Here is a 24,635-nt window from a genome sequence, read left to right as displayed (position 1 = left end):
GATCACTTCTTCCCAGCGGTGTCGACCAGCGTCGAGTCCGCGACCGGCGGCGGGACGGCCGAGGGCGCGGCGGACTCGTGCGCCTCTGCCTGTCCGGTCGCCTGCGCAGCAACGAAGTTGCCGAGCCGAGGGCCAGCCGCTGCGGCCTCCTTCGCAACCACCACTCCGGCAGCGACCGCTCCGCCTGCTGCCGCTGCACGTCCGGAGGCACCACCGGCCCCGGCGCCACCGCCGCCCGCGCCGCTCGATGGTCCGCCAGCCAACGGTCCCGCTGTCGCGGGCGAGCTGCCGGACGTCGTACCGCCACCCCCACCGCCGCCGCTGTCGCCCAAGACCTTGGCCGGCTCGCTGTCCGTGCGCCAGGAGAGTGGAATCGGCATCGGCCGGTTGAGAGCACCCTTGGCCTCTTGCTCAGCCGACATCGCGTGGTACATGTCGAAGCCCATGAACGCGATCGCCTTGTACGTCAGGTATGGCGCGAACCCGCCCATCAGCATCAGCACCACGCCGGCCATCGGCTGACTGACCGACTCCAGGTCCGCGTCGATCGGCGCAGACACCTGCGCGGTCGCGAGCAGGAAGATCACCACGAGGACGACCTTCGACAGGATCATCGCGATCACGAATGTCGCCCAGCGGCTCACCCAACTGCGGGTGTGATCCCAGCTCGATCCGGCGAGAGCGATGGGGGCGAATACGATCGCGATGAGCAGGAGCGCCTTGCGGATCAGGAGGCTGGTCCACACGACCATGGCGCCGATGATGGCGAGGCTGGCGAGAAAGATCGTCAGGATCGCACCGGCGCCGGGTGCTGCGAGGTTGATGGTGCCGAGTCCGGCGGCGAGTACGGCGACCTTGTCGCCCATCTCGTTCATGTTGGTGCCGGCGGCATTGACGATCCCGATGCACAACTGGTCTGTGATCTCGAGCGCGGTCGCGAGCAGCGCGAGGGCGACGAAGGATCCGAGGATCGACTTCGCGAGCCCGAGCGCCGCTCTCGACAGCGCGGCTGGCTCGCGGCGGATCATGCCGCCGATGACCTGGAGCATGAAGAAGCCGAGCATCACGAAGACCCCGACGCCGAACATGATGTTGTAGACCTTGGTGTACTCGCCGCTGGTCACGTCGACGTACGTCGTGGAGTCGATGACCTTCCAGACGGACGTGAACATCCACTCGGCAGCGCCGCCCATGCCCTGCGCGAGCCAGTCGAACGGAGCTGTCACCACCGCACCGGCCGCGTCCCCGGCCGCGTTGCAGACCTCGTGGATCACCGGCACATCGCAGACACCCATGACCATCTCCCTCAGACCTGCTGGCCGACGTTCCAGAAGAAGTTCACGAGCGTCACCGAAGCGCCGCAGACGATCGCAGCTCCGAGCGCGACGAGTACGCCGAGCTTGCCGCGGCCCGCGAGGTGCGGGTTGCTCGAGTTCGCGCCGAGCGCCCAGACGATCGCGGAGATGATGAGGGCGAGTACGGCGAGGATCAACCCGACCGTCATCGCGGCGCCGACGATCTGCTTGAGCTCGCCGATGCCGGGGAGCCCGTTCGAGTTCGGGTGGATCTCGATGTCGAGGGGAAGCAGGAGGGCTGCTGCGGGAAGGTTCATCGGAGGGACTCCTGACGTCGGACGGGCGGACGTGTTAGAGGTGCGGCCCGATGTCCAGCAGCCAGTTGGCCCAGGTGAGCGCGGCGCCGCTGAGGGTGGCGCCACCGATGGCGACGAAGCAGCCGAGCTTGGCCTTCTGAGCGGTGTGCCAGCTGCCTGAGTTAGACGCGAGGGCCCAGGTCGTCGCCGAGACGACGAGCATGAGTACGGCGACGATCAGGCCGTATGTGAGGAGCGCACCGACGATGGTGCGAAGGTCACCCGCTCCGCCTACGGCGCCGAAGTTCGGACCGACGTCCGTGAAAGTCAGCAGCATCAGGGTCATGATCATCAGGTGCGTTGACCGAAGCACCGGGGCTCTCCATCCCCCCGATCGCCTCCGCTCGCTCCCGTAGTCTGACGACGTGAGGATGGGGTCCTTGTTCATTCCCGAGCCCGAGCAGTGGGGGCTGCGCGGTGATCGGTACCTCTGGCAGGCACTCCGAGAGGCTCTCGACCAAACCCCTGTCCCGCCCACGGACGACGGCGTGGAGAACCTGCTCGTCACCCTCATCGAGGACTTGGCGGGTGTCGACATTCGCCGGGAAACGCAGGAGTCCGTGTATCGCGAGCAGTTCGCGCACGGAGGCATGTCGAGCGGGCACATTCACGTACCGACCTGGAGAGATCGACTCGTCCCGCTACTGCTCGCGAGGACCGCGGGTAGCCGCCGTACCGAGCCGCGGGACCGGCAGGTCAGCGTGGATCTCCAGGCAACGAGAAGGCGCATCGCGAGGCTGAGCAGGTACGTCGAAAGCAACCTCCTGTCAGATGGCCAGTTCGTCTGTCCGAGCTACCAGCAGTGCCGCAATTCGCGTCACCAGGGCGATGCCTTCAGGGAAGGCATCATGAGTCACGTCGGCCGGCGGTACGACCTGACTCTTGACGGAGCGCCCTTACGCATCGCAGTCGTGGGTCAAGAGTCCGGTCTCGCCAAGGGTCCATCGGCGGCCAGGTACCTCAGCGGGGTCACCATGGAAGCGCGGTATCAGCAGGTCCTGAACGGGTCGGGGTTGGCGCACCGCTACTACGCGCAGGACGGATACCCGGGACGCAATCCCCATATGCGAGGCACGACGACCGCGCTGAGGCTGCTCTTGGGAACCGGTCTCGGGACCGACTACGAGGGCGAGTTCGTGCTTCCCACGAAGGGTCGACGCTTCCATCTCTTTGACGGGTTTACCCTGGTCAACCGGCTGCTCTGCTCAGCGGGCCCGCCCGGAGGTAGCCAGGGGCGACCGACCGGCACCATGGCCCGAAACTGCGGCGCCCACTTTTCCGCCACGCTGTCGATACTTGAGCCTACGATCGTGCTCCTGCAGGGCACCAAGGTCGCAAAGTGGGCGACCGGTGTTCTTGCCCCAGAACGAGTGCACACGGAGCACCTGTACGAGGCCATCCTTGATGGGCGCCGCGTGGTCGTTTGCCGCTTCTCCCACCCCTCGGCTCACGGGACCATTAGGTGGGGCGATCGACCGGATGCTCCATACGTCGCAAACGTCGTCGCCCCAACGTTGCAAGCTGCGCTCCGACTCAGTCTGCAGACCTGACAACGCAGCAACCTCAGCGCGACAGCGCGTGGATTCTGACGGTCACGGCGTCGGCCTGCGCGGACCTCGTGAATTGGAAGAACCCGCAGCGTTCGTCGGCCGGATTCCACGCGATGCTCCGACCGTGAGGGCGGACCAAGCGTCGTGGACCCAGGAACGCCATTGCGGGATCGTTGAGGAGGTCCCACAGACGTTCGCCGTCGCCGATTTCGTCCAGAGCAGCCACCAGGTGTTCACGATTCGACCAGTCGTGGACGTGCAGGGCGCTGATCAACCCGTCGAGCAGTGTCTTCACCGATGGGGCGATGTCGCGGCGACTCCAACTCGATCCGAGCTCGGCGGTGATCCCAAGCTCGCCCCCATACAAAGTGCCGATTTCTCCGTGCACCTTGAGTTGCTCGCGGAACGCGGACCACCAATGCGCTGGTGTTGATCCTGGGGGTAGATCGATCAACCGAACTGAAGCGAGAAGTTGGCCGCCGGGCCTGGGCGCGTCCTCCGGCTCGATGCTGGTGTATCGAACATGGTGAAGGTCATCGCGGCTGGCTATCCTTCGGCAGCTCAGGCCTTGGCGAGCGAGATGGTTGAAGCAGCCGCTTCCAAGGTTGTAGAGGAGCACGTTCTCGAGGTCGGCGAACCTCTGATCTGGTGTGGCGTACTCCGCGTAGAGGACGCCCGCTTGGCTTGCCCTCATGGAACGCAGCGCCGTGCGGAGGTCGCGCCGGTACTCGCTTAGCCAGCCTTTCGGTTCGAAAGGCAACCGCACGGCGCTCCAGGCCTCCACGTGGGTCTCCAAGCCGTGCACCGCGAACCGGCGAGCCTGCTCCATGCGGTCAGGATGCCACCCGGCAGTCCCCGGAGACCTCTGGCGCCGGGCCACCTTGATGACGATGACAGCCGGCAGGTGTGCGCAACTAGCCGAGCCGGCGGACGGTCATGACCTCGCCCGCGAACTCTCCAATCGTCCCGTGGCGCACGACGTCACCGGTCCGCGGTGCGTGCAGGATCCGGTCGCCGCCGACGTAGATCGCGACGTGGTGCGGGCCACCGGCTCCGGGGTAGCTGAAGAAGATCAGGTCGCCGGGCATCTTCTGCCCGAACGGGATGCCCGTGCCGGCGCGGATCTGGTCGCCTGAGTAGTGGGGGAGTCGGATTCGTCCACCAGAGGCTTGGTACGCGGCGTACAGAACGAGTCCGGAGCAGTCGAAGCCCCCGGCGGTGGGGCCGTTGAAGTCGCCGCCGCCCCAGACGTACGGCTTGCCGAGTTGTGACGCGGCGGCCTTGATGAAGTCGCCGGCGAACCCGGGCGGGAGGTTGAGTGGTGCGTCGCCTGCGGGCTGGGCGCATGCCAGCTCGCTGGACAACGACACACCGCTCAAGCTGGTGAGGACCTTCTCCGCGATCGGCTGGTTGACGGCGTACCGGTCGGGATAGGCCGAGACCTGGACGGCCTGGGCGGCAGCCCCCGGCTCAATCGATGCCCAGCCGTCGATGTCGAGCAGGCCACGCGGCGAGCCGTGGTTCGGGCCGCTGGGACCGCCGTAGAAGGCTCGGGATGACCAGACGGGGTCCATCAGGTTCTCGACGCTGCCCCATCCCGCGGCCGGGCGTTGCTGGAAGAGGCCGACGGAGTCGTGGTCGCTGCCGTCGCCGTCGTTCGGGATGTTGCCGGAGTCGGGGTAGGCGCCGGTGTTCGACAGGACACGCAGCGACGACTCGGTCAGGGCAGTCATGACCGCGATCATCTGGCCGCGGGCCGGGATGTTCTCGCTCTGGCCGGTGGCGATGATTGTCGCGGCGCGGGTGAGCTGCTGTTGGTTGAGAGTGACGGTCTCACCGTTGGTGTTGGTCGCGCTGAGGCTGTCCGGCACGGGGCCGCTGACGCCGAGGCTCTCGGTCGACTGACCGTCCCACATGCAGCTGCCCGATCCCGCGGCGGCGGGGCTGATCAGGGTGGCGACGCCGAGGACGGCTGCGCCGGGTGCGAGGAGTACGGCGGCCGTGGCGCTGACGGCGAGCACCTTGATGCCCATGGCCGCGTCACCTGAGTGGGTTGTCGAGCTGCGAGAGCCGCAGGACGTGGCAGCGGTCGAACGAGGGCTCGCAGGCGACGAAGATCGTGAACGCGGCCGGGTGCGACGACTCGGCGGGCTGGCCGTTCCACACGCCTCTCCGGTGCCGGGTTCCGGTGACGGTGACGGCCGTCGTGCCCGGTCGGAGGTGGCCGTGGGCTTGCTGGACCGCGGCGGTCCAGGACGCGGGGACGTACGCGTCGTCGACCTCGATCGTCTGCCGTACTTCCATTGCGCCGAGGTTGAGCCATTGGTCGACGGTCGGCAGGTAGGTGGCGACATCGGCGATCAGGCCGGGCGTTTCTTCGCCGGACGGATCGGCGTCGGCCAGGACAGCGGCGGTGTAGTCGGTCGGCAGGAAGCCGAGGCTGGTGTCCCAGTCGAACAGCGAGGTCGCGACGGCGCGTGCGTAGGCGATCGGGTCGGTCGTGTGGGGGAGGGCGCGCTCTTCGAGCGTGACCACCGGAGCTGCCGCGTCCGGGATCGCCGCGACCTCCTCGGGCGGCCGAGGATGCTGGGTCGGCTCGGTGGCCGCGGGATCACGCACGAGTCCGTAGACGCCGACAACAAGGGTCGCGAAGGTGAGGACACAGCCGAGGATGACGGCGATCTGGCGCCAGGTGAGGTTGCGCATCGAGGCTCCGAGGTCGAGGTGGTGGACACCCGGGAGGTACGTCGGTCAGGCCGACGCGGCCGTCGTACGGGCTTCGCGGAGTCGGTCGCGCAGGTCGATTGTCTCGGTGACGACCCGCTCGAAGCGTGCCCAATCGTCGTCCTTGAGTGCGCCGGCGAGCTCGTTGACGTCGTACAAGTCGGTCCAGCCCTCGAGTTCGGACCACATCAGGGTGAACGACCGCGGGCTGTGATGACGGGGTGCGCGCTTGGTCTTGTTCCGGAGCGCCCGCAGCCGCTTGGCGTTCTCCTCCTCCTGGACGCGCTTGAGCGCTTCGGCGGCGAGCCGGGTGACCTCGTCCTGTTCTTCGTTGGTGGGTGGGGGCGGCTTGCTGGCCAGCTCGACGGCGGCCTTGACGCGCTTGTACGCCGGCGAGACAGGTGCACCATCCTCGATCTCGCTGAGCATGTTGGAGGCGAACTCGCGTACTGATTCGCTCAGCGTCCCGTCCTCCGTGATCGACTCGATCCAGTTGATCTGCTCCAGTCGATGGTAAGAGTTCCCACCGGTCGCCAGTTGGGCAGCGCGTGTCCGAGAGTCACCGCACGGCTCCGGCGAATCGCCGGAGCCGGAGGCTTCGCCATGGCGACTTCCCCCGCCGAACTGCGTGGCGGCCATGCGGCGCTGCGCTTCCTCCCTCTCGAGCATCTTGATCTCGGCGTAGAGCCGGGCGGTCTCCACCGGCGAGAGTGGCTTGCGCTGCTCGTTCTCGTCCTGCTGGGCGAGCAGGTGCGAGAGCTGGTCGGAGATGCCGGAGCGGACCCACACACTCAAGGTGCGCCGGCCGAGTCGGCGCAGCGCTTCCAGGCGTCGCCAGCCGCAGATCAGGACGCCGTCGGGAGTGACGGTGACGGGCTGGAGGAGGCCGACTTCCTCGATCGACTTCATCAGCGCGGTCAGCTCGCCGGGGTCCTTGCGGTGGCGTACGCCGACGGTGATCGAGTCGATCTGGCGCTCGAGCTCGATGTGGCCCTTGTCAGGCATCGATCCTCCTAGCTACCTTCGGGGCGGTGTCGCGGATCTCCACGACGAGCCCGTCGTCTGCGAGCAGGTCGACGACCTTCCAGTCGCAGACCAGCATGGCGAGTACGCCGACGCCGGCGCGCGTCGCGGCGGCGGCCTTGTCGGGGTTGCCGAGCACGATCCGCAGCACCGTCGCCCATGACTCGCGGTCCAGGTCGAGCGCGGCGCGACCGGCCTGATCCCGCCGGAGGTAGGAGTGAGCGACGTGCCGGTTGCCCGCCTCTATGAGCCGTGTGGCGATGTAGTCGAGCGTGCAGGTGGCGCTGTTGATCGGCCAGCCCAGGGCGACGAACATGCTGATCACCAGGTTGAGCGCCTCGAACGCCTTCGTCGGGGAGGTTTCCCCGGGCTTCAGCGGCGGCGGCGCCGCGGCGGCATCGACGGGTGACGGGCCGCGGCTCTCGGCAAGGAGTTCGAGGAAGCCGGTCTCGTCCTCGCCGAAACGACGGGCGTCGTGATTACGCATGACCTCGCGGCGCCGCGCCTGCGCTGTCGAGCAGAGCAGACCTGCTGCGCGTTCCTCGGCGATGAGGCTGACCTGGACGGCACGGGTGATGACCGCCCACGGGTCGTCGGCGCACCTGACGGCACGCGTTCGCATGGCCTCGAAGGCGGCGTACGCCGAGTCTTCCGGCTCGCAGTGGTGGGTGCGTGCGAGTGATCGGTACTTGCGGATCGTGAACTGCATGAGTCGCTCGGCCTCACGGTCCTGCCGCCATCCCCAGTAGCCGACCCTCTCGCGGTCGTGGAGGCGCTCAAGGACGGCTCGAAGGCCCTCGGGGGTGGCGAACGAGGCGCTCACAGTCCCAGTCCTTCCGGGCTCGCTGCGGACGTCGTCGGGCGGTTCGGTGCGGAGTGGCGGAGCGTCCGAGTGGCGGTTGTCGGCGTACGTCGCGCTCGTCGTACGAGCTCGGCTTGGAGGTCGATCCCGCGGCCGACCATCGGGCCGACGTACGAACCGAGCTCGGTTGGGCGCATCCAGGCGACCCGCTTCTGCGTCCGCTCCAGCGCCGGCTGTTCGTGCTGGAGGGACGGATCGCCATGGCGTGCGAGCTCGCTGGCAGCTGGGTCGACCGTGCTGGCCGGCTGCTCCGGTGACCGGTAGCTGTGGCGGCGGTATTCGGCGTGCGTGTTCATAGGTGGATCCCTTCACTCGCTGGGGTAGGGCCCGGGCGGCTCCCGGGGCCGAGCCGGGAGGCGATGCGGAACGCGGAGTTGACCGTGGTCTCGATCTCGCGGTCCGGGAGCCCGGCGTGCTGCGCGGCCGGCATCAGCCAGCTCATGGCGTCGGCATGGCTGAGCCCGTTCTCGGCCATGCGGCACGACGCCCAGAAGAGCGCGTGGTTACGACCGCCCTCAGGACTCAGCGCCACTGTTCGCGCGAGCGCGTCGGGGCGGCACCCAGTCGTGGGCATGGCGGGCGGAGGCAGAACCCGCGTCGGTCGGGGCGGCTCCAGGAACCGGCGGAGCTCGACCGCATCGACCGGCTTCGCGGCATGGGTGGCGACGGCGATGACGTCGTACGACCGCATGACGCCGTCGACGGAGATCCGTGACGGGGGAGCGATCACGTAGCCGCCGTCGCCACGGAAGTCGACATGCGCCGACGGGACCTGCCAGCTGCGCTGTTCCTCGCTGCGGGCATTCGGGTAGTACGCGTGCAGCCCGCCGGACGGAGTACGAACCAACCACCCCCACGCGTCGCCTAACCCCTCGGCGCGGGCTCGCTCGAAGGAGGCGAACCCGCTGCCTGCCGCGTGGACGTCGATATCGACGACGAGCACGCCGGCGGGAGCGCCGGTCGGAAGTCCGATGTTCGCGTCAGGTGTGCGCTGCCACCACGCGTGGACCACTCGGGCGACCGAGGTTGCGTCGTGGAAGCCGTTCGGAGTCAGCGGCTGCTTCCCGCCGGGCGCGCACGGGAACACCGGGATGCCGAGGTTGGCGTAGCGCACTGCGGCGGCCGCGAGTGTCGGTTCCTCTGCGACGCGTCGCATCGTAGAGACCGACCACGTCGGGACCGGGTTGTTGGCGTCGAACATGCCCACGACGATGCGCCGTCAGGTATCCACGATTTCGGGATACCTGCCCGGATTCGGGAGGGGGATACCTGCGTTTGCGCAGGTCAGCAGGTATCCCTAAGTCGCGGCGATCGGCCGCGCTGCAGGTGTGAACGGACTACCCTCGGACTCGTGCCCGAAGGGATCAGTGACTACGTGGAGTCGGTCTACGACCACCTGCGCAGCAACGCGGGCAGGGACGAGGAGACCGGCCCGCTCGTGACGCACGCCCCGCTACACCCGTGGCTGATGGACCGGTTCAAGATGACGGCCGCCCAGGCGAAGTCGGTGCGGACTCGCGCCGTGAAGGAGCTCGAGTCGCAAGGCAGGGTTCGCCGGGACCACCCGCGCAGCACGAAGGTTTGGATCCTCAAGTAGCCACCATGGGGAAGTTCAACGACGACGGCCTCGAACCCGTAGAAGACGACCCGTACGCGGAATTGTTCGCGGACTGCTCTACCCCGGAAGACGTGCTCGCACTTCAACGCGAGATCGAGGAAGCCGAGCGCGAGTGAATCAAGGTGCGCGTGTCAGATCCAAGCTTGTGCCGTCCGGACCGAACCGGTCGTGCGCAACGTGACGATCACTCGGCCTCAACGATGTAGGCGTCGTGACCTGAGAGTTCGACGCCGTCGACGATCGCGCTGACGCGCTCGACGGCCACGACGCTCCAGAAGGCCGGTACGGCGACGTGGTCGATGCTGCGGGCACCATCGAGACGGTGGGGCGACACACCTGTAGGTGCGCTGAGACCGAGCTGGTCGAGAGCCCCGAGAATCGACGTCCGGCCATCCTTGGACCCCGTGAACAGCCGACCGGTCAGCTCGTGATTCCAGTCGCCGCCCCAAACGACGGGCGCGGCCGCCCGGATGCTCGTGACAGCGGCAGCTGTCCTCGAGCCCTGGTCTCGGCCGGTCCAGGGCGGAGCGCCGCCACCGTTCCGCCACGGCAGGATCGACGAGGCGACCCGAAGGCCGTCGATCTCGGCGAGCGCGGTGGCTCCGTGCGGATCAGGCAGGGGTCGCATAGGTGCTTCAGCCGCGACCGCGGCCCAACGACGCCCCGGCTGCATCTCACCTTCGGTGAGATGGATGTTGAGCCCAGGGATCTCGACCGTGGCGAGCACCTCGGTCAGCAGGAGCAGGTCCGCCTGCAGGGACCTGATCAGCCAGCGATGCCGCGGCGTCCACTTGCCTTCGAGATTCCAGGTCGCGATCCGCACGTCGGGAGTCTGGCTTACAGCAGGTCTTCTCGGGTCGAATCAGCCAGTTCGGCGACTGAAGGCTGGCAAGCGCGGCTTCTCTCCGACGACTTCAGCGGACCGGGGCGGGAGTTCGACCGGCCCGTAGTCGTCGTCGCTACGGTTGAAGACCTCGTGCCGCAGCCGCGCATCGGCTCCTTCAACGTCTCCCATGGCTCGGTCGACCGCGACGCGGTCCAGAGCGGCGACCTCGTCGTACGGCGACGCGGCGAGTGCGACGTTCGACGCGAAGTCGGCCAAGCCGAGGTCGCCGACAGCCAGGGCATGGGTGGTGACGATGTGTCCGACGTCGACGATCGCGGCCGTCATGATGTGGTCGAGGCGGTCGCCCTCGAGGAGCCAGCCCCAGCCGTCCTTGCGCAGGTCGGTGAATGGTTCACCGCTGACAAGGTGCAGCGCGGAGACGAGATCCGCCATCCCCTCGGCGCCGCGGCTCTGGCCGCGAGCGCGCAGACGCCTGAACAGGTCGAGATCGCAGAGGACGCCGTCGAGGGCGTACGTCGCCGGGACGCCGTCCCGGTGGGTCTGCTGGGCCCGCGGGAGATACGGATTGCCTGTCCGGCTCTGCCCGAGCCACTTCCGGATGATGCTCAAGTCGGACCGCGCCTTCTGAGGGCGAATGCAGAGGTCCTCGGCGAGCTTCTCGGCGGTGACTCCGTTGGGGTGGAGAGCGAGATAGGCCAGGAACTCGACGTAGTAGGGCCGTCGGTGCGCCGTCGCTTTCGCATCGCCGAGGGTCCTGACCGTGATCGGTCCGAGCAGCGTGACCTTCGGTGCGACGGGTACCGGTGAATCCCAGCGGGCAAGGTCTTCGTCGAGGTCCGGGTCGGCGGCTCGCACGGCCAGCGCGGCTTCATCCTTTGCGTTGGGGGCGAGGGCCTCGACGTCATCCACGGTTGTGGCCGCCCGGTCGGCGTACACGTGGGTGTCGAGCGGCAGAAGCGACGAGGTGCCCGCCGGTTGTTCCTCTGGGCGCGGCTCGGTCAGCTCGTTGACGAGCGCACCACCGCAGTCCGACACGGTTCCCTCGTCGGTGGGACGGGGGATCGGCACAACCTGGGCCTCCGTAGTGAGGTCGATCAGCGCGGCACAGGCCTCCGCCTCGGCAGGGGTGAGCCCCGATGCAGCGAGATCGAGGTCGAGGGACGGGATCCGAAGACGCCCCTCAGGTGAGACGTTGACGTCGACGTACGGCGGGGCGGCTTCGTTTCCGACGGTCACCAGAACCACGCCGGAGCGTCCCGTGAATCCGACGATGCCTCCCGCCAATCGAGCCAGGCCAGGCCCACTGTCGCCGGCGGCAACGATCGCCGCGTGAAACTCGTCGGGCTCGCCGGTCGGGCTGGCAGCCCCGAGGTCGTCGGCCAGGGCGTCGAGGAACGTGGCGTCTCCGGGGTCGTGGACGTGGACGAAGTCGCGGTTGATGGCGGCGAGCTCTCTGCCGATGCCCAGTGCTTCGATGTGCACCGGCGAGGCCCAAGGGTTGACGACCAGTTCGGCCATGAGATGGCGAGCCAGCGCGGCGCTGCGATCGCCGTCACCGGTGAGCGCCACCGCACGAAGCTCCTCCATGTTGAGCAGGACGAGCGCTCCGTCGTCGGCCTGCCCGACGCTGACCAGCATGGGGTACGGCGACAGCGCATCTGGGGGAGGAGTCGTGGCTTCGGCGACCGAGAGACGCCATGCAACGCCTTCCCCAGTCCATGGCCTGGGGAGCTCAGCCGGCTCCGCGAGCGTCAGCACGATCCGGCTCGGTGAGAGTCGGACGGAGAGCAGACGCGGTGCAGGGATGAGGCCCCGGAGTGCCGCATCGAGTTCTTCGATCGGATGGGCGGTGGCAGAGCCGCTCACCTGCACCGACTTCTCGACCCGGCGCAACTCCTCTGGTGGTGGCGCGATGATCCTGCCTGGTCGGCGGTAGCGCAGCTGGGTGCGCCGGTGCTGCCGCAGCACCAGCCAGAGCGAGCCCGCCAGGAGTGCTCCTGCGCCGGCCAAGCCCGGGAGCAGCCAGCTCGGGGTGGTCTCGTCCTCGGCCGATTCAGGGGCAGCCTCCTCGGGTGCCGGATCGGCTGCTTCGGGGGCGGGGGGAGTCGCGCCATCGGTGGGAGGAGTCGTCTCGTGGAGAGGTAGGTCCTGAGCGTGCTTCGGCTTCTGCGGCTCAGCCGGATCGGACTCTCCCGGGATGGTGAGCTTCCAGCCGGGGAGGATGAGATCCGGGTCGGAGAGGTGGGCACCGTTCGGCTGAACGGTGTCGCGCGATGCGCGGAAGATCGACGGGTACGCGTCGGCGTCGCCCAGTTGGTCCTCGGAGATCTCGGAGAGGGTGTCACCGGGCTGGACGACGTATGAGCCGTTGGTGGAGTCGTCCGCGCGGGGGACCTTGAGCACGGTTCCGGGCAGTAGGAAGTCCGGACGACCGTCGAGGACGGCCTCGTTGAGGGCGACGAGCTCGACGTACCGCGTGCCGTCACCCAGTCGCTCTTCGGCGATCTTCCAGAGGCTGTCACCGCGCTTGACCGTGTAGCGCTCGGTTTCGGTCTGCACCGCCTGGACGCGGTCCTCTGCTCGGGTTCCTACCGGCGACGCGATGTCGACGGCAGCCGCCGGGTCCTCGGGCAACGGCGCCGCGACTGCCGCGTGCGCGCGGGGCTGAGGCAACACAGCACTGACGGCCGGCACTGCGATGAACAGCAGCGCCGCGGCGGCGACCAGGCGGTCGGCGGCGAGCTGCGGCACAGCTAGACCCGGAAGGCGCGGCGTACGGATGCCGCGAACCTGCGACACGATGGAGGCAATGAGCTGGCACGTGAAGACCGCCCACGCGATCCAGCAGGTCCCGGTGATGACCTGCAGAGCCAGTGTGCCGTCGTCCTGAGACGTCAGTCGGGACCACGTGAACGCGCTCGGGTCGGGGAGCGCATCGATAGAGACCAACACGACGGGTACGCCGACCATGAATCCGACGAGCGCGAGGGTGGCCAGGAGGCCTCGCACCCTGGAGTTGGCTCTGTTCATTGCTCGCTACCTCCGAGGGTGCGGACGAGTCGTGCGGTCGCGGTGCCGGTGACGTCGAGGCGGTTGATGCCGATGAGACTGAGGAACTGCGGGTCGTAGGAGTCGTTCACGGTCACGGTGATCGTGGTGCCGGCGGTGATCGTTACAGTGCCGGTGACTCCTGCTGCTTCGAGGTAGCGCTGCGCGGCAGTGCGTGCGGCGGCGGGGTTGATCACGAGATCGTGGCCCTGGATGGCGGAGCCGCCCTCGACCTCCTCGCCGCCAGCCCTCGCGGCTTGGGCGGCGACGTCGTGGGCTCGCTCGTGAGCGTGGACCTGTCCTCCGAGGTCGACCGCGAGGCCGACGAGGAAGATCATCACGAAACTGGACAGGGCCAGCCAGACAGTGACGGATCCACGCTCGTCTCGGCGGTTCATCGTTCGCGCCACGTATCAAGCGGGCTGGACATGGTCGCCCGCATGACGCGGGATCCAGGTACTCCGGGAATTGCGAGATCTGACAGGTCGAGGCGGCAGGACACAGTCACATTCACGGAACCCGGGACGCCCGGCTGCTTGTTGAAGTCGCTCGTGTCGACGGCGACATCGACGGCCGAGCAGCCGATCTTCTGGTTGGTGATGCTGGATGTCGCTGCCTCGCGTGCATCGGCTCGGGCGACGTCCGCGTCGCGTGCGAGTGAGGCCGACCGGGCGGCATCGGCAGCTGCGGACTGAAGCGCCTCATGGGTGGTCGCCGTACGACCCCCGAAGATGATGAGGCCGACGAACAGGGCGAAGGCTGGCACGCCGATCGCCGCCTCGATCGCGGCCGAGCCCCGTTCGTCCCGGCGGATCACGGTGTCCCCACTGTCTTCAGTTCGTGGGGTGCCTGAAGTCCGTGTTGGTGCCGAGGAGGCTGGTCAGAACCATGTCGGAGCATCTCAAAACTTTCTGACAAACTCTCGTGATTCCTGAAGGTTTGGCGATATGTTCGGGATGACTGGTCGATTCGTGAGCAGGAGGTGCCGTGGTGTCGCTGGCTGTCGTGCGGACGATCTCCTCGCCGCGGAAGCTGGCCTCGGATGCTGACGTCGAGGAGTTCGAGCAGGAGATCGTCGACCAGTTCGCGCTCGCGATGGTTGGCGCCGGCCTGACCGACCCGTACATCACGGCCGAACGAGCGACGGTGATCGAGTTCATCCGCTTCCTCGGCCGCCCGGTCTGGACGGCAACCGCTCAGGACGCGGACTGCTGGCTGACGACGCTGCGCCGAGATCGTGGCCTGGTCCGCAAGACGGTGGAAGGCAAGGCGAGCAGCCTGGCTCGCTTCTTCGACTTCACGATCACCCGCTACCAGGGCGACATCCACGCGCTGACCGGAGTCGTGGTCGGCCAGCCGATCGATGAGTTCAACAAGCCGGCCAGCACCTGGACCCGTGCGGTCCGGGTCCCTCCCGCTGATCAGGAGGTCGAGCAGCTCTTCACGCAATGGCGCGACTCCCTGCCCGACCAGCGCAAGTACCTGCCCGCCGCCCGGGACTACCTCGCGGCTTCGCTGTGGCGACGCGTCGGACTCCGCCTCAACGAGACCGTCCAACTCGACCTGCGCGATTGGCGACCCGACCTTGGCGACCACGGGAAGCTGCACGTGAGGTTCGGCAAGGGCGCTCGCGGCCGGGGCCCGAAGACTCGGCTGGTTCCCGGGATCAACGGTGTCGGCGACTTGCTCGAGTGGTGGCTGCGCGACGTCCGGCACCAGTTCGGCGACGACTGGGAGGACCCCGACGCGCCACTGCTGCCCAGCGAACGCCACGACCGCGTCACTGGCCGACCGACCCGCGCTGGGGCCGACGCGCTGCGGTCCGGACTGGCTGGCGCGGTCCAGCGATGGCTTCCCGACTGGGACAGCCGTCTGACTCCGCACGTGCTGCGGCACTACTGCGCCTCCTCGCTCTACGAGCGCGGCGTCGCGCTGAAGGCCGTCCAGGAGCTCTTGGGCCACGAGTGGCTGAAGACCACGACGATCTACGTCCACGTCCACGACAACCACATCGAGCAGGCGTGGGCTGTGGCCAACGCCCGCGTTGCTGACCGCTTCGATTTGAAGGAGAACTGAGCCGATGCGTTGGAACCTGCGGATGACCGCCGCCGAACGAGGCATCTGGAAGTCGACCGAGCTGCGACGCCAGCTGGCTGAGGCAGGCCTGGAAGTCAGCGCCGGGAAGATGTCGGCCCTGTGGACCGGCACCCCCACCACGATCAGACTCGACGACCTCGACGTGATCTGCTCCGTGCTGGACTGCGAGCCCTCGCAACTGCTGATCCGCGAACCTGACAAGGTCGCCGCCCGACGTACCTCGATGACGGCCGACGGCAGCCAGCCCACCGACGCCCACCCGTCGACGACGGTGACACCTCGACTCGGACGCAACCGGACCGTGCCGCCCGCGTGAGCTGGGACGCGAGCCCCGCTGCGGTTCCCCACGGCGGCCAGCCCAAGCCGTGCCGCGGCTGCGGCGTCCGCCCGCGTGCGTGGACCCGTCCCCGGGTCGACTACTGCTACCAGTGCCTGCCCGGCGGTCCGTTCGATCCACCAGCCTGCCTCGGATGCGGTGGCACGGGCAGCTACTACTCCCAAGGTCGGTGCGATCGCTGCCACCACTACGCGCCTCAACGCTTCGACAGCTGCAAGGACTGCCTGGCCTGGGGCGTGATCCGCAAGTACAAGTGGAAATGCTGGCGATGCCTCTCCTGGGACGCCAAGAGATCGCGCGGGACCTGCCGGCTCTGCCATCGCGGGAACCTGCCCGTGAGCGGCGACCAGCTCTGCAACCTGTGCGACCGACAGGCCGTGATCCACCTCGGGATGACCATCGAGGAAGCCAGCGCCGGCGGACAACAGCTCTACCTCGCCAACATGCCGTGGGGCAGCACCCGCTGGCGCCACGGCGAGGACCGCAAAGGCAAGGTCCGCCGGTACGAGCCCTCGACCCGAAAACCCAAGCCCCGGACCAAGAACGCCGTCGAGTTCTACCCCGTCGAGGAAGTCCAGCACGCCCTGTTCGACATGACCCGCGACCTGGCGGCCGCGCACCGCAAGGGCCCCTTCGGTGACCCGCCCCATGAGCAGATGGCGGCGTTCCTCGACCAGGCCGTCCTCGATCACGCCCAGCGCCACGGCTGGCCAAGCTCGACCACCCACCGCACCCGGCACTCCATGCGGGTCCTCCAGCTCATGCAAGACACCCCCGGCGCCATGCTGCTCGCCACCGACGCGATCCTCCTGCACACGATCGGGATGACCGCCATCCCGGTCATCGACGTCGCCACCGCCGCGGCGCTCATGCTCGACGACCGCCAACCCGCGATCCGCGCCTGGTTCGCCACCACCACAGCCGGGCTCCCCAGCCCGATGCTCGAGGAGGTCGCCGAGTGGTTCGACGTCATGCTCAACGGGTCGACCACCCCGCCGCGTCGCCAACCGCGCAGCGAGCAGACCACCCGGCTCAACCTGCGCTGGGCCATGCCCGCACTCGCACACTGGGCCACCCAAGGCCACACCTCGCTGCGCGAGATCACCGTCGACGATGTCCGCACAGTCCTCCCGCCCGCCGGTAACCCCCGCTCCACCATGGGCAGCGGACTGCGTTCGATCCTCACCGTGCTCAAAGCCCGCAAGGTGCTCTTCATCAACCCCATCGCACGGGTGCACACCGGCGGCCACGAGCGCCGCGACCCGATGCCCGCCCACGCCGCGCACGTCCGCGAAGCGCTGCACTCGCCCGACCCAGCCTGCGCCGCGCTCACCGCGCTGGCCATCTTCCACGGCCTGCGATCCGGCGAACTGCGCAACATGCACCTGGTCGACCTCGCCGACGGCAGGCTCAAGGTCGCCAACCGGACGATCCTGCTGGCCGACCCGGTCCGCGTCCGGCTCGCCGCCTGGCTCGACTACCGCACCCGACGCTGGCCCAGCACCGCCAACCCGCACGTCTTCCTCAACCACCGCAACGCCACCCGGACCGAACGCGTCGGCGGCCGCTGGTTCGGCCTCAAGATCGGCATTCCGATCCAGACCCTCCGCGAAGACCGCATCCTCCACGAAGCACTCGTCACCGGCGGTGACGTACGCCGCATCTGCGACCTCTTCGGCCTCACCGTCGAAGGAGCCCTTCGCTACTTGCCCAACCCGGAGCTCGACGGGCTCGAACCGATCCCGGACACACCAGGTTCGTGAACCTAAGGTCCGAACCGCTGCCCGTGACAGGGTGAACACGTCAGTTCCCACGGCGCGCACCTTCAGAAATCGTGAACCCACCGGAGGTCGCCGTTACCTTCTCGACCGGCACGCTCGCGCTCTGCGTGATGCGGACATTCCAGCCCGGGATAACGCTCAGGCTGAAGCCGCTGACCGTCACGGTGGCAGTGGTGGCTGTCCGGTTCGCGCTCGTGGAGGTCCCGGTCAGTACGTCGTCTCCGCCGGCTTCGTTGAGGAAGTCGTTGGCAGCACCGACACCGTCGGACTCCCTGCCCTGCTCGGTGCCGGCGGCTCGGGCGCCCTGCTGCGCGGCTGCGATCGCGACCGTCTTCGCGTGGTAGTAGAGGGCGGCCTGCATGCCCAGGAACATGACTGCGAAGAGTGCGGGCAGCAGTACGACGAGCTCGATCGAGACCGAGCCCCGCTCGCCGCGTCGCCGGCGGCGGCTACTTGATCTTGCCCGCTTCTGAGGTGACATAGTTCGTGACCGCGAGGACCACGATCCCCACGATGCCGATGACGGCGACCGCCCAGAGGACGTGCTCCATCGTCACCGAGCCGCGTTCGCTGCGGCGGGATGCGCGCAGGTCGTCGTACTTGATGAGTGCTGCGATCTGCAGCAGGACCAGAACCTTCAACATGGGCTTCCTCCTGTGGATGTGTCCTTCCGTGGTCACGAGTTCGTGAACATGCGAAGCAATGAGGGCGCGACGAGCAGCGCCATGAAGATGACGCCGAGCAGCGAGCCGGGCATCGACATGCGCTCGCCGACGGCGTTGGCCTGAGCGAGTTCGTCGTTAAGCATCGCCGTGCGCATCGCGGCCGATCGGGCGCGCAGGGTCGCGTACACACCTGCTCCTTCCTCGCCCGAGAGGCGCATGATGGCGGCGAAGTCGTCGAGCTCGGGCAGTCCGAGTTCCTCAGCCAAGGTGTGCAGCGCGTCCCAAGGCGGCAGCCCGGACCAGCGCGATCGGGTGAGTTCTTCGGAGAGCCGGGTGAACACCCACGAGTCGCCGACTCCGGCGGCGGCCTCCATCGCCTGGCGCTGTCCGATGCCGTTGTTGCGCTCCAGCGCCACGAGGTCGATGTAAGCGCCGAGCGCCCGGGCGAACTCGAGCCGTGCCTTCTTCGCGTCGTCGAGCGCGTTGTAGTTCGGGATGAAGAACATGACAGCGGCCAGTCCGAGCGACGCGACGGCTGGGAGCTGGAACGAGATGCTCAGCCCGAAGGCGTTGAACAGCGTGACGAGCACCGGCGGGATCAGCAGGCCGAGTCCAGCGAACATCAGCTTCTCGCCGTAGAACTGCGCGACCGGGATCCGGAGCAATGCGAGTTCGCGAGTCGGCGTACGAACCCACAGACCGGCAGGCAGGACGCGCAGGCCCCACAGGCCGAGCCGCTCCTTGCTGGACTGAGCGGAGTCGGCGGCCGTCGCGTTGCGAGATCGCGTCGAGGACACCCGCTCCAGCGCGTCGGCGAGATCAGGTTCGACAGGCAGCAGGCGCGCGACGAGGAGTACGGCGCCCAGGCCGACGAGGCCTCCCGAGAGGATCGCCAACTGCAGCCCGGTGATCATCGCGTCACCTCCGCGACTGCGCGGGTCGCCAGGAACCGGGGGAGCGGCTTGCCTGCGGCCATGCGCCGCATCCAGATCAGCGTGGCGACGTACGCCGACAGGAGCAGTACGAGGAGCACCTGGCCGACCGGGGTGCGGTACGGCTCGACGTACGTCCCGGACAGCGCGAGTACGACAAGCACACTCGCGCTGATCACGCTGACCCACCGCGCCGTTGCCCGCGGCTTGGCCCGATCTGCCTCGACCTGTCGGCGAGCGCGCACATCGGCGCCGACCGACTCAGCGAGTCCTTCAAGGACGCTCGCCAGCCCGGCCCCGCGCCGACGGGCCCCCAGGATCAGGTTCGCTGCGATCAGGTCGCCGGTGGCGTCGTCGAGTTCGTCGGCGAATGCGCGGAGCGCCTTCTCGGTGTCCCACCGTGCCCGGAGCCGATTCACCAGCCGTTGGACCTCATCGGCGATCGGCGCGGGTGTCGATCGCAGCGTTGCGACCAGTGCCTGCTCCAGGCCGATACCGACGGTGAGCACCCCGGACAGCGATCGAGTCCATTCCTCCATGGCTTCGAGGCGCGCGATCTGCGTCGCGGCCGGTGGGGCACTGAGCAGGATCGGCAGTCCGATGACGGCGATCGGGGCGATCACGAGCGCCAGGATCCAGCCGGTGATGAGCCAGCCGACAAGACCGAGCGCGGCACCGGCAAGAAGCAGGAGGCGGGTGCGCCGAGTGGGTCCTCGCCGGCGACGCGGTCGGGTGGACTCGCGCGGTGGCACGGCTGCCAGACGTAGGCCGACGATGATGCCAAGGAGCCCGAGGGCGACGAGTCCACCAGCGATGGCCGGAAGGATCGTGGTCATGGCCGCGCTCCCAGCGGTTGGCTGGCGAGGTACGCCGCCAGGTCGAATCCGTGCTGAGCGAGCCGGCGGTATTCGTCGGGAAGGACGTCGGGAGCTGCGATGCCGCTGGCGTCTGCGCGGAACACGTGAGTGGTCGCGTAACCGGGCTCCTTCTCGCCGGGCGACAGCGCGATGACCTCGGCGACCCGCCGCGTCCGCTGGGCACCGCCGGGCGCGGCCTTGGTCTCCATGCTCAGTTGGACGATGAGATCGACGGTCGCTGCGAGCTTGCTCGTCGCGAGTCCTCGAGTGACGTGCGGGCCCGCCTCCATCGCGCAGGTCACGAGTTTGCGTACGGCCGCCACAGCATCGGCCGCATGCGTGGTGGAGATGGATCCGGTGCCCGACTCCATCGCCTTGATCATCGCCCAGATCTCCTTGCCACGGACCTCGCCCACGATCTGTCGCGAGAGGTTGAAGCGGAAGGAGTCGACCAGTGCCTCGTCGAGGGTGAACGCGCCCGACTGGCGCCCGTCAGCACCCCGCTCACCCGATCCCGGCCGGGCCTCCCACGGAATGACCACCTTGTGCCGGCCGAGCTCGTGGAGATGCAGCTCGTACTCGGTCTCGAAGGTCCCGATCGCCTCGAGCTCGTCGATCTCGGCGCAGAGGGCCCGGACGAGCGTGGTCTTCCCGGCACCTTGCGCGCCGGCGACGACGATCGAGCACCGAGCGCGCACCGCGGCTCGCAGGAACGAGGCGACGACCGGCGTCATCATGTCGCGGGCGACGAGGTCGTTCAGCGTCACCCGCATCAACCGGTGACGTCGGATCACGACCGAGGGACGGGTCGTGACCCAAGCGACCGCGGCCAGGCGCGATCCGCCGTCGAGCCTCATGTGCAGGCTCGGCTGGGCCTCGGAGAACGAACGAGCGTTCACCTCGCTGCGCGATGCAAGGAAGACGAGGAAGTCGATCAGCTCCTGATCGGAGTCGGCGACCGGCGGTCCGGGTACGAGCGTCCCGTCGACCAGCTCAAGCTGCACGTTGTCGTGACCGACGATGACGATGTTCTCGATCCGGTCGTCGTCGACCAATGGCTGTAGACGGCCGAGCCGGAACAGCGAGTCGAACACGGCCTGGGCGGTGGCCTGCTGCTTCGCGGGGGACCACGACCCTTGACCGGCGTCGACGGCCTCGGCCATCGCAGATTCGATCAAGTCCAGAACGATCGACCGGCCGAGTTCCTGTTGCGCCTCCTTGTCCAGACGGGCGCGACCCGACTGCACGGCTTGACTCAGTTGCTCCGATGCCTGAGCACGCAACGTCGAGACCAAGGCCCAATCGACGTCGGACGGGGCTGCCGGCGGCGACGCCACCGTGGGGTCGAAATCGCGGGTTGCTGGTGTGACGCCGTTGGCAGTCTGACTGAAGAGCGGCAAGTGCGTCAGGTCGCCGTACTCGTTCGCGAATCGGTAGGCCTCAGTCATGCCCGCGCCTCCTCGACCAGCGCGAACCGACCGCGAGCGATGTGTGCCTGGATGGATTGGACCGTTGCCTGAAGTCCACGGATGTAGGGGCCGGTCTCGAAGTGCTTCGGGGGCGCTGCGCCGCGGTGGTAGACAGCGGCGGCGGCTGGGTCGTCCGGCAAATCGGCGACGACGGGCATGCCGAGTACCTTGGCGATCTCGGAGGCCCGGTACGGCTGGCCTTCAGCGACAAGAAGCAAGCCGGGGTGTCGCCATCCGGTCGCGGGCTGCCGGACGGCCTCCACCCACGACCGAGCGGCCGCGATGGACGGAAGCGTGGCGCGGGTGACCAGCAGAGTCACGTCGGCGGCGTCGAGCAACGGGGTCGGCGAGCCCACGAGGCCGAGCCGGCCACCGTCGACGATGACGTCCTGGCCGCTGTCGTCCAGGTCGCGGAGTGCCGCGACCAGTGGTTCCCAGACATCGCGCAGCGCCGTGGCCTGAGCATGCGATCGGATGCCGGCCACGAGAGAGACGTTCGGGGTCAGCGGCCGTACGACGTCTCGCAGCGCGTCCGCCGTGCCCAGCGGTGAGAGCGCGAGCTCGATCAACCCGGCGTCGTACGGCGTCGTGCCGCGCAGGAATCCCGGAAGGACGCCAGATCCTCCGGTGGGGTCGGCCTCGACGAGGAGCGCCGGCCGTGGCCAGGAGAACGCGATGCCGACCGCAGTGGTGGTGACGCCGGGGGAGCCGGATGCCGAGGTCAGGCAGACGATCGCCATCACTCGGCCCCTGAGTCGAGGATCAGCGCTACGTTGCCGGTCGCGGCACGGGCTGCGAGCACGCTCGCGTCGGCGTAGGGCACCAGGACGTTGACGACGGTGTTGCCTGTGGTGTCGTCGATGGCAGTGTCCACAACCTCCGCCTCAGTGAACTGTGGTGTGCCGGTCGGAGCGTCGCCGTTCGCGGCCGGGGTGACGATGATCCGGACCTTGTCGCCGCCGTACATGGGGAGTCTTGGGATCTGTGCCGGGGTCAGCGAGATCCCGACGATCGACTGGCCCTCCGGTGGCATTGGCGCATCTGTCGTCGACTCGGTCGTGATCAGCCCGCCCGCAGAGATGTCGAGCGCAGCGCGCTGACCAATGATCTCGTCGTACGCCGAGGCCGGGAGCGGTTCCAGAGCCGAATCGCCGCTGATCCGGATGCGTTGGATGTCGTCGGCAGTGATCAACTCGCCGCGATGGATGGTGTTCGTAGCAGCCAGCACTTCCTCGGTGCTGGTCGTCGCGTTCCAGGCCCACGCGCCGAGCAGGCAGCCGAGCGCGGTGATGACCACCGCGGCGACGACGAGACCAGGGCGCCTTCGCAGCTTGGGCGGGGGAGTGATCGGTGGGCCGATATTCGGCGCACCGGCGTGGGGGCCGGGCTTCCGGTCCTCTCGGGCAGTCGTGGTCACGTTGGTCCCTCCCGCGCAGTTCTCGTCAGTTCACGAGCACCTGGGCTTCGCCAATCCGGATCTGGGTCGAGCGGTTGAGGCCGTCGAGGCGGATCGTCCCGGTCTGGCCCGCGCCCGACCAGGTGATGACCCAGCTCGAGGTCGCGGTGACGGTGTAGGCGTCATCCGTCTGGCCGGCGCTCGACTTCCGGTAGGTGTGGCCGCAGTCGGGGGAGTCCTTCCGCCCGAACTCCGGCTTGTACGGCGTGCCCGCCGTATTGCAGACGACCTCGGTGCCGTCGCCCATGTCCCAGGTGATGTCGAGGACCGTCGCGGTCGCCGTGACCGTGATGCCGCCGGCAGAGGCGCTCTCGGTGATAGGGCCGACGGTGTGGGCGTTCGGGTTCTTGGCCCACATCCAGACCGGCATGCCGACCAGTCCGATGCTGTCCGGACCCGGCTCGGGCGCGATGCCGATGTTGATGGCAGACAGATGCATCTGCTCGATCGCGATCTGTGCCACCTCGCGCGGCGTTGGTCCCGTGCCGGAGTCCGGGGGCGGGTCCTGCGACCAGACGGTGATGAGCAGACCAGTCTGCGGCTGATAGCAGTTGTACACCGCCCCGTCACCGGGCTCGTGACCCTGCCAACTCGGGTCGCCCGCCGGCGGCTGGGGCTCAACCGGACTGATGTAGCAGTGATAGCTGTTCGACCAGTAGCCCGCGGGCGATGAGCAGGGCACCGGACCGGGCGGAGGTTTCGTGATGCCTTGGCTCGTGCCATCCCAGTAGCAGGCCGCTCCGTTGCCGGTGTCCTGCGGCCCGTCGTCACCTGGCTCACCTGGCGTACCCGGCGTGCCCGGCACCTCGATCCAGATGAGGCACTCGCCCGTCGCTGGGTCGGTCTGCGAGCACACGGTGTCCGCGTATGACGGGGCGTGGACAAGGACGGAGAAGCCGGCGGCGGACAGCGCAGTCAGGAGGAGGCGAATCAGGATGCCGCGCATGGCGTCTTCTTGAGGTCCTGGCCCGTCGCCACACGCCAGCCACTGGTCGGATCGGCGGCATACTCGTAGTTCGCGACGGTGTAACGCGTCCACCCGGTGTCCGGGCGGTCAGGGGAGAGGATCGACTTACCGCTCTTGTCGAGCACGTCGACCTTGCTGACGTCCCAGCAGACGTCGATGACGACCGTCGGGACCTTGCCGGCCTTCGGGTCCGAGTTGTCGAGATTGACCGACTGGACCTGGAGTTCGTTGATCGATGTGGTGCCGGTCTGCCGCTGGCCCTCGTCGCGCTGTCGGCCTATGAGGGTCTCGACGGCGTTGAGCTGCGCGCTAGTCGCGACGGACTTCAGCTTCTTCAGGTGGGTCGCAGGATCGCTGCGGAGCTGGTCGACCACCGTGAAGTAGGTCCGTACCGCCTCGGTGGCATCGGCGCTCGCCGCGTCAGACGGAGAACTCGGCGAGGCGCTCGTCGTCGGTGAGCTCGACGACGACGACGACGGCTCGGCGGTCGCCGGGGGATCGGTGTCGCTGCCGCCGCATGCGGAGACTGCGGCCAACATCAGTGTGCCGGTCGCCCAGGAGATCAGCCCGAGTCGTTTCGTCATGCGGTTCCTGTTCCTCCTACAGGTGACTGAGGAGGCGGACGCCGCTGCGGACGGATCCCGAGCGCCGTCTGCGCCTCATCGTAGCCACGATTCCTGATTTCGGCCCGCCCCAATTTCCACAGGCCCTCCCATCCTCAGGTGCCTCTCCTTCTCCAATCCGCTCCACC

28 protein-coding genes are annotated in these 24,635 nt (G+C 68.2%); 6 read left to right on the top strand and 22 right to left on the bottom strand.

Annotation, left to right across the window (positions count from 1 at the left end; translation table 11 throughout):
- Positions 1–2: 2 nt before the first annotated feature.
- Genes CF8_RS11325 through CF8_RS11315 form a run of 3 tightly spaced genes read right to left on the bottom strand, consistent with a single transcriptional unit; the run spans position 3 to position 1,937 of the window.
- Entirely contained in the window at positions 3–1,295 is a 1,293-nt protein-coding gene (locus tag CF8_RS11325; RefSeq protein WP_036492927.1) for a type IV secretion system protein, read from the bottom strand.
- Between the two features lie 11 nt (positions 1,296–1,306).
- Positions 1,307–1,612 carry a DUF6112 family protein gene (locus tag CF8_RS11320; RefSeq protein ID WP_010833258.1) on the bottom strand — a complete coding sequence of 102 codons (306 nt, stop codon included), beginning with the start codon at positions 1,610–1,612 and terminating at the stop codon, positions 1,307–1,309.
- A 34-nt stretch (positions 1,613–1,646) separates the two neighbouring features.
- A complete protein-coding gene (locus CF8_RS11315; RefSeq protein ID WP_198016825.1) occupies positions 1,647–1,937 on the bottom strand; it encodes a DUF6112 family protein in 291 nt (96 codons plus the stop codon).
- 94 nt (positions 1,938–2,031) lie between these two features.
- Here CF8_RS11315 and CF8_RS22535 point away from each other — a divergent pair, with 94 nt between their 5' ends.
- Positions 2,032–3,201 carry a hypothetical protein gene (locus CF8_RS22535; RefSeq protein WP_198016823.1) on the top strand — a complete coding sequence of 390 codons (1,170 nt, stop codon included), beginning with the start codon at positions 2,032–2,034 and terminating at the stop codon, positions 3,199–3,201.
- Between the two features lie 13 nt (positions 3,202–3,214).
- Here CF8_RS22535 and CF8_RS11305 read toward each other — a convergent pair whose 3' ends face one another.
- The 6 genes from CF8_RS11305 to CF8_RS11275 form a co-directional block, all read right to left on the bottom strand.
- Complete coding sequence (locus CF8_RS11305) at positions 3,215–4,030, bottom strand: hypothetical protein (protein ID WP_010833256.1); 816 nt, start codon at positions 4,028–4,030, stop codon at positions 3,215–3,217.
- Between the two features lie 85 nt (positions 4,031–4,115).
- Positions 4,116–5,234 (bottom strand): C40 family peptidase, encoded by a 1,119-nt coding sequence (locus CF8_RS20935; protein WP_010833255.1) that lies wholly within the window; start codon positions 5,232–5,234, stop codon positions 4,116–4,118.
- Between the two features lie 7 nt (positions 5,235–5,241).
- Positions 5,242–5,907, bottom strand: a complete 666-nt coding sequence (locus CF8_RS11295; protein ID WP_010833254.1) for a hypothetical protein — start codon at positions 5,905–5,907, stop codon at positions 5,242–5,244.
- Positions 5,908–5,952: 45 nt separating this feature from the next.
- Entirely contained in the window at positions 5,953–6,930 is a 978-nt protein-coding gene (locus CF8_RS11290) for a ParB/RepB/Spo0J family partition protein (protein ID WP_010833253.1), read from the bottom strand.
- On the bottom strand, positions 6,923–7,771 hold the full coding sequence (locus CF8_RS11285) for a hypothetical protein (protein WP_010833252.1): 849 nt from the start codon (positions 7,769–7,771) through the stop codon (positions 6,923–6,925). The genes CF8_RS11290 and CF8_RS11285 overlap by 8 nt, the downstream gene beginning before the upstream one ends.
- Positions 7,772–8,102: 331 nt before the next feature.
- On the bottom strand, positions 8,103–9,011 hold the full coding sequence (locus CF8_RS11275; RefSeq protein WP_051204200.1) for a bifunctional DNA primase/polymerase: 909 nt from the start codon (positions 9,009–9,011) through the stop codon (positions 8,103–8,105).
- Positions 9,012–9,161: 150 nt separating this feature from the next.
- Here CF8_RS11275 and CF8_RS11270 point away from each other — a divergent pair, with 150 nt between their 5' ends.
- Positions 9,162–9,407, top strand: a complete 246-nt coding sequence (locus CF8_RS11270) for a hypothetical protein (RefSeq protein ID WP_010833249.1) — start codon at positions 9,162–9,164, stop codon at positions 9,405–9,407.
- A 5-nt stretch (positions 9,408–9,412) separates the two neighbouring features.
- A complete protein-coding gene (locus CF8_RS23470; RefSeq protein WP_269634791.1) occupies positions 9,413–9,544 on the top strand; it encodes a hypothetical protein in 132 nt (43 codons plus the stop codon).
- Positions 9,545–9,612: 68 nt separating this feature from the next.
- Here CF8_RS23470 and CF8_RS11265 read toward each other — a convergent pair whose 3' ends face one another.
- Genes CF8_RS11265 through CF8_RS11250 form a run of 4 tightly spaced genes read right to left on the bottom strand, consistent with a single transcriptional unit; the run spans position 9,613 to position 14,140 of the window.
- Positions 9,613–10,251 (bottom strand): endonuclease/exonuclease/phosphatase family protein, encoded by a 639-nt coding sequence (locus CF8_RS11265; protein WP_010833248.1) that lies wholly within the window; start codon positions 10,249–10,251, stop codon positions 9,613–9,615.
- Positions 10,252–10,290: 39 nt separating this feature from the next.
- The gene (locus CF8_RS11260; protein ID WP_084622855.1) at positions 10,291–13,305 is read right to left on the bottom strand and encodes a LysM peptidoglycan-binding domain-containing protein; all 3,015 of its coding nucleotides are present in this window, start codon (positions 13,303–13,305) and stop codon (positions 10,291–10,293) included.
- Positions 13,302–13,721 (bottom strand): TadE/TadG family type IV pilus assembly protein, encoded by a 420-nt coding sequence (locus CF8_RS11255; RefSeq protein WP_010833246.1) that lies wholly within the window; start codon positions 13,719–13,721, stop codon positions 13,302–13,304. Before CF8_RS11255 ends, CF8_RS11260 begins: the two co-directional genes overlap by 4 nt.
- Entirely contained in the window at positions 13,718–14,140 is a 423-nt protein-coding gene (locus CF8_RS11250) for a TadE/TadG family type IV pilus assembly protein (RefSeq protein WP_010833245.1), read from the bottom strand. Before CF8_RS11250 ends, CF8_RS11255 begins: the two co-directional genes overlap by 4 nt.
- Positions 14,141–14,310: 170 nt before the next feature.
- Here CF8_RS11250 and CF8_RS11245 point away from each other — a divergent pair, with 170 nt between their 5' ends.
- The 3 genes from CF8_RS11245 (at position 14,311) to CF8_RS11235 (ending at position 17,520) form a co-directional block, all read left to right on the top strand.
- On the top strand, positions 14,311–15,399 hold the full coding sequence (locus tag CF8_RS11245; RefSeq protein ID WP_010833244.1) for a tyrosine-type recombinase/integrase: 1,089 nt from the start codon (positions 14,311–14,313) through the stop codon (positions 15,397–15,399).
- A 4-nt stretch (positions 15,400–15,403) separates the two neighbouring features.
- Positions 15,404–15,736 carry a helix-turn-helix domain-containing protein gene (locus CF8_RS11240; RefSeq protein ID WP_010833243.1) on the top strand — a complete coding sequence of 111 codons (333 nt, stop codon included), beginning with the start codon at positions 15,404–15,406 and terminating at the stop codon, positions 15,734–15,736.
- Positions 15,737–16,092: 356 nt separating this feature from the next.
- The gene (locus CF8_RS11235) at positions 16,093–17,520 is read left to right on the top strand and encodes a site-specific integrase (RefSeq protein ID WP_010833242.1); all 1,428 of its coding nucleotides are present in this window, start codon (positions 16,093–16,095) and stop codon (positions 17,518–17,520) included.
- Positions 17,521–17,560: 40 nt separating this feature from the next.
- Here the strand turns inward: CF8_RS11235 and CF8_RS11230 are convergent, their stop codons facing one another.
- From CF8_RS11230 to CF8_RS11190, 9 genes are all read right to left on the bottom strand, one after another.
- A complete protein-coding gene (locus tag CF8_RS11230) occupies positions 17,561–18,019 on the bottom strand; it encodes a TadE family protein (protein ID WP_051204199.1) in 459 nt (152 codons plus the stop codon).
- Entirely contained in the window at positions 17,988–18,182 is a 195-nt protein-coding gene (locus CF8_RS11225; RefSeq protein ID WP_036490790.1) for a hypothetical protein, read from the bottom strand. The genes CF8_RS11230 and CF8_RS11225 overlap by 32 nt, the downstream gene beginning before the upstream one ends.
- A gap of 32 nt (positions 18,183–18,214) precedes the next feature.
- A complete protein-coding gene (locus tag CF8_RS11220; protein ID WP_010833240.1) occupies positions 18,215–19,117 on the bottom strand; it encodes a type II secretion system F family protein in 903 nt (300 codons plus the stop codon).
- On the bottom strand, positions 19,114–19,971 hold the full coding sequence (locus CF8_RS11215; protein ID WP_010833239.1) for a type II secretion system F family protein: 858 nt from the start codon (positions 19,969–19,971) through the stop codon (positions 19,114–19,116). The genes CF8_RS11220 and CF8_RS11215 overlap by 4 nt, the downstream gene beginning before the upstream one ends.
- Positions 19,968–21,170 (bottom strand): CpaF family protein, encoded by a 1,203-nt coding sequence (locus tag CF8_RS11210; RefSeq protein ID WP_232211494.1) that lies wholly within the window; start codon positions 21,168–21,170, stop codon positions 19,968–19,970. The genes CF8_RS11215 and CF8_RS11210 overlap by 4 nt, the downstream gene beginning before the upstream one ends.
- 266 nt (positions 21,171–21,436) lie before the next feature.
- The gene (locus CF8_RS11205) at positions 21,437–22,201 is read right to left on the bottom strand and encodes a hypothetical protein (RefSeq protein WP_036490788.1); all 765 of its coding nucleotides are present in this window, start codon (positions 22,199–22,201) and stop codon (positions 21,437–21,439) included.
- Positions 22,201–22,758, bottom strand: coding sequence for an SAF domain-containing protein (locus tag CF8_RS11200; protein WP_010833236.1), 558 nt, complete (start codon positions 22,756–22,758; stop codon positions 22,201–22,203). The genes CF8_RS11205 and CF8_RS11200 overlap by 1 nt, the downstream gene beginning before the upstream one ends.
- A 145-nt stretch (positions 22,759–22,903) precedes the next feature.
- Positions 22,904–23,863, bottom strand: a complete 960-nt coding sequence (locus CF8_RS11195; protein WP_036490783.1) for a hypothetical protein — start codon at positions 23,861–23,863, stop codon at positions 22,904–22,906.
- Complete coding sequence (locus CF8_RS11190) at positions 23,848–24,468, bottom strand: hypothetical protein (RefSeq protein ID WP_084622854.1); 621 nt, start codon at positions 24,466–24,468, stop codon at positions 23,848–23,850. Before CF8_RS11190 ends, CF8_RS11195 begins: the two co-directional genes overlap by 16 nt.
- Positions 24,469–24,635: the final 167 nt, after the last annotated feature.

The organism is Nocardioides sp. CF8 (assembly GCF_000389985.1).
Taxonomy (GTDB): Bacteria; Actinomycetota; Actinomycetes; order Propionibacteriales; family Nocardioidaceae; genus Nocardioides; species Nocardioides allogilvus.
Note: the sequence above shows the minus strand (reverse complement) of the source record. Positions and strands in the feature narration are given on the sequence as shown.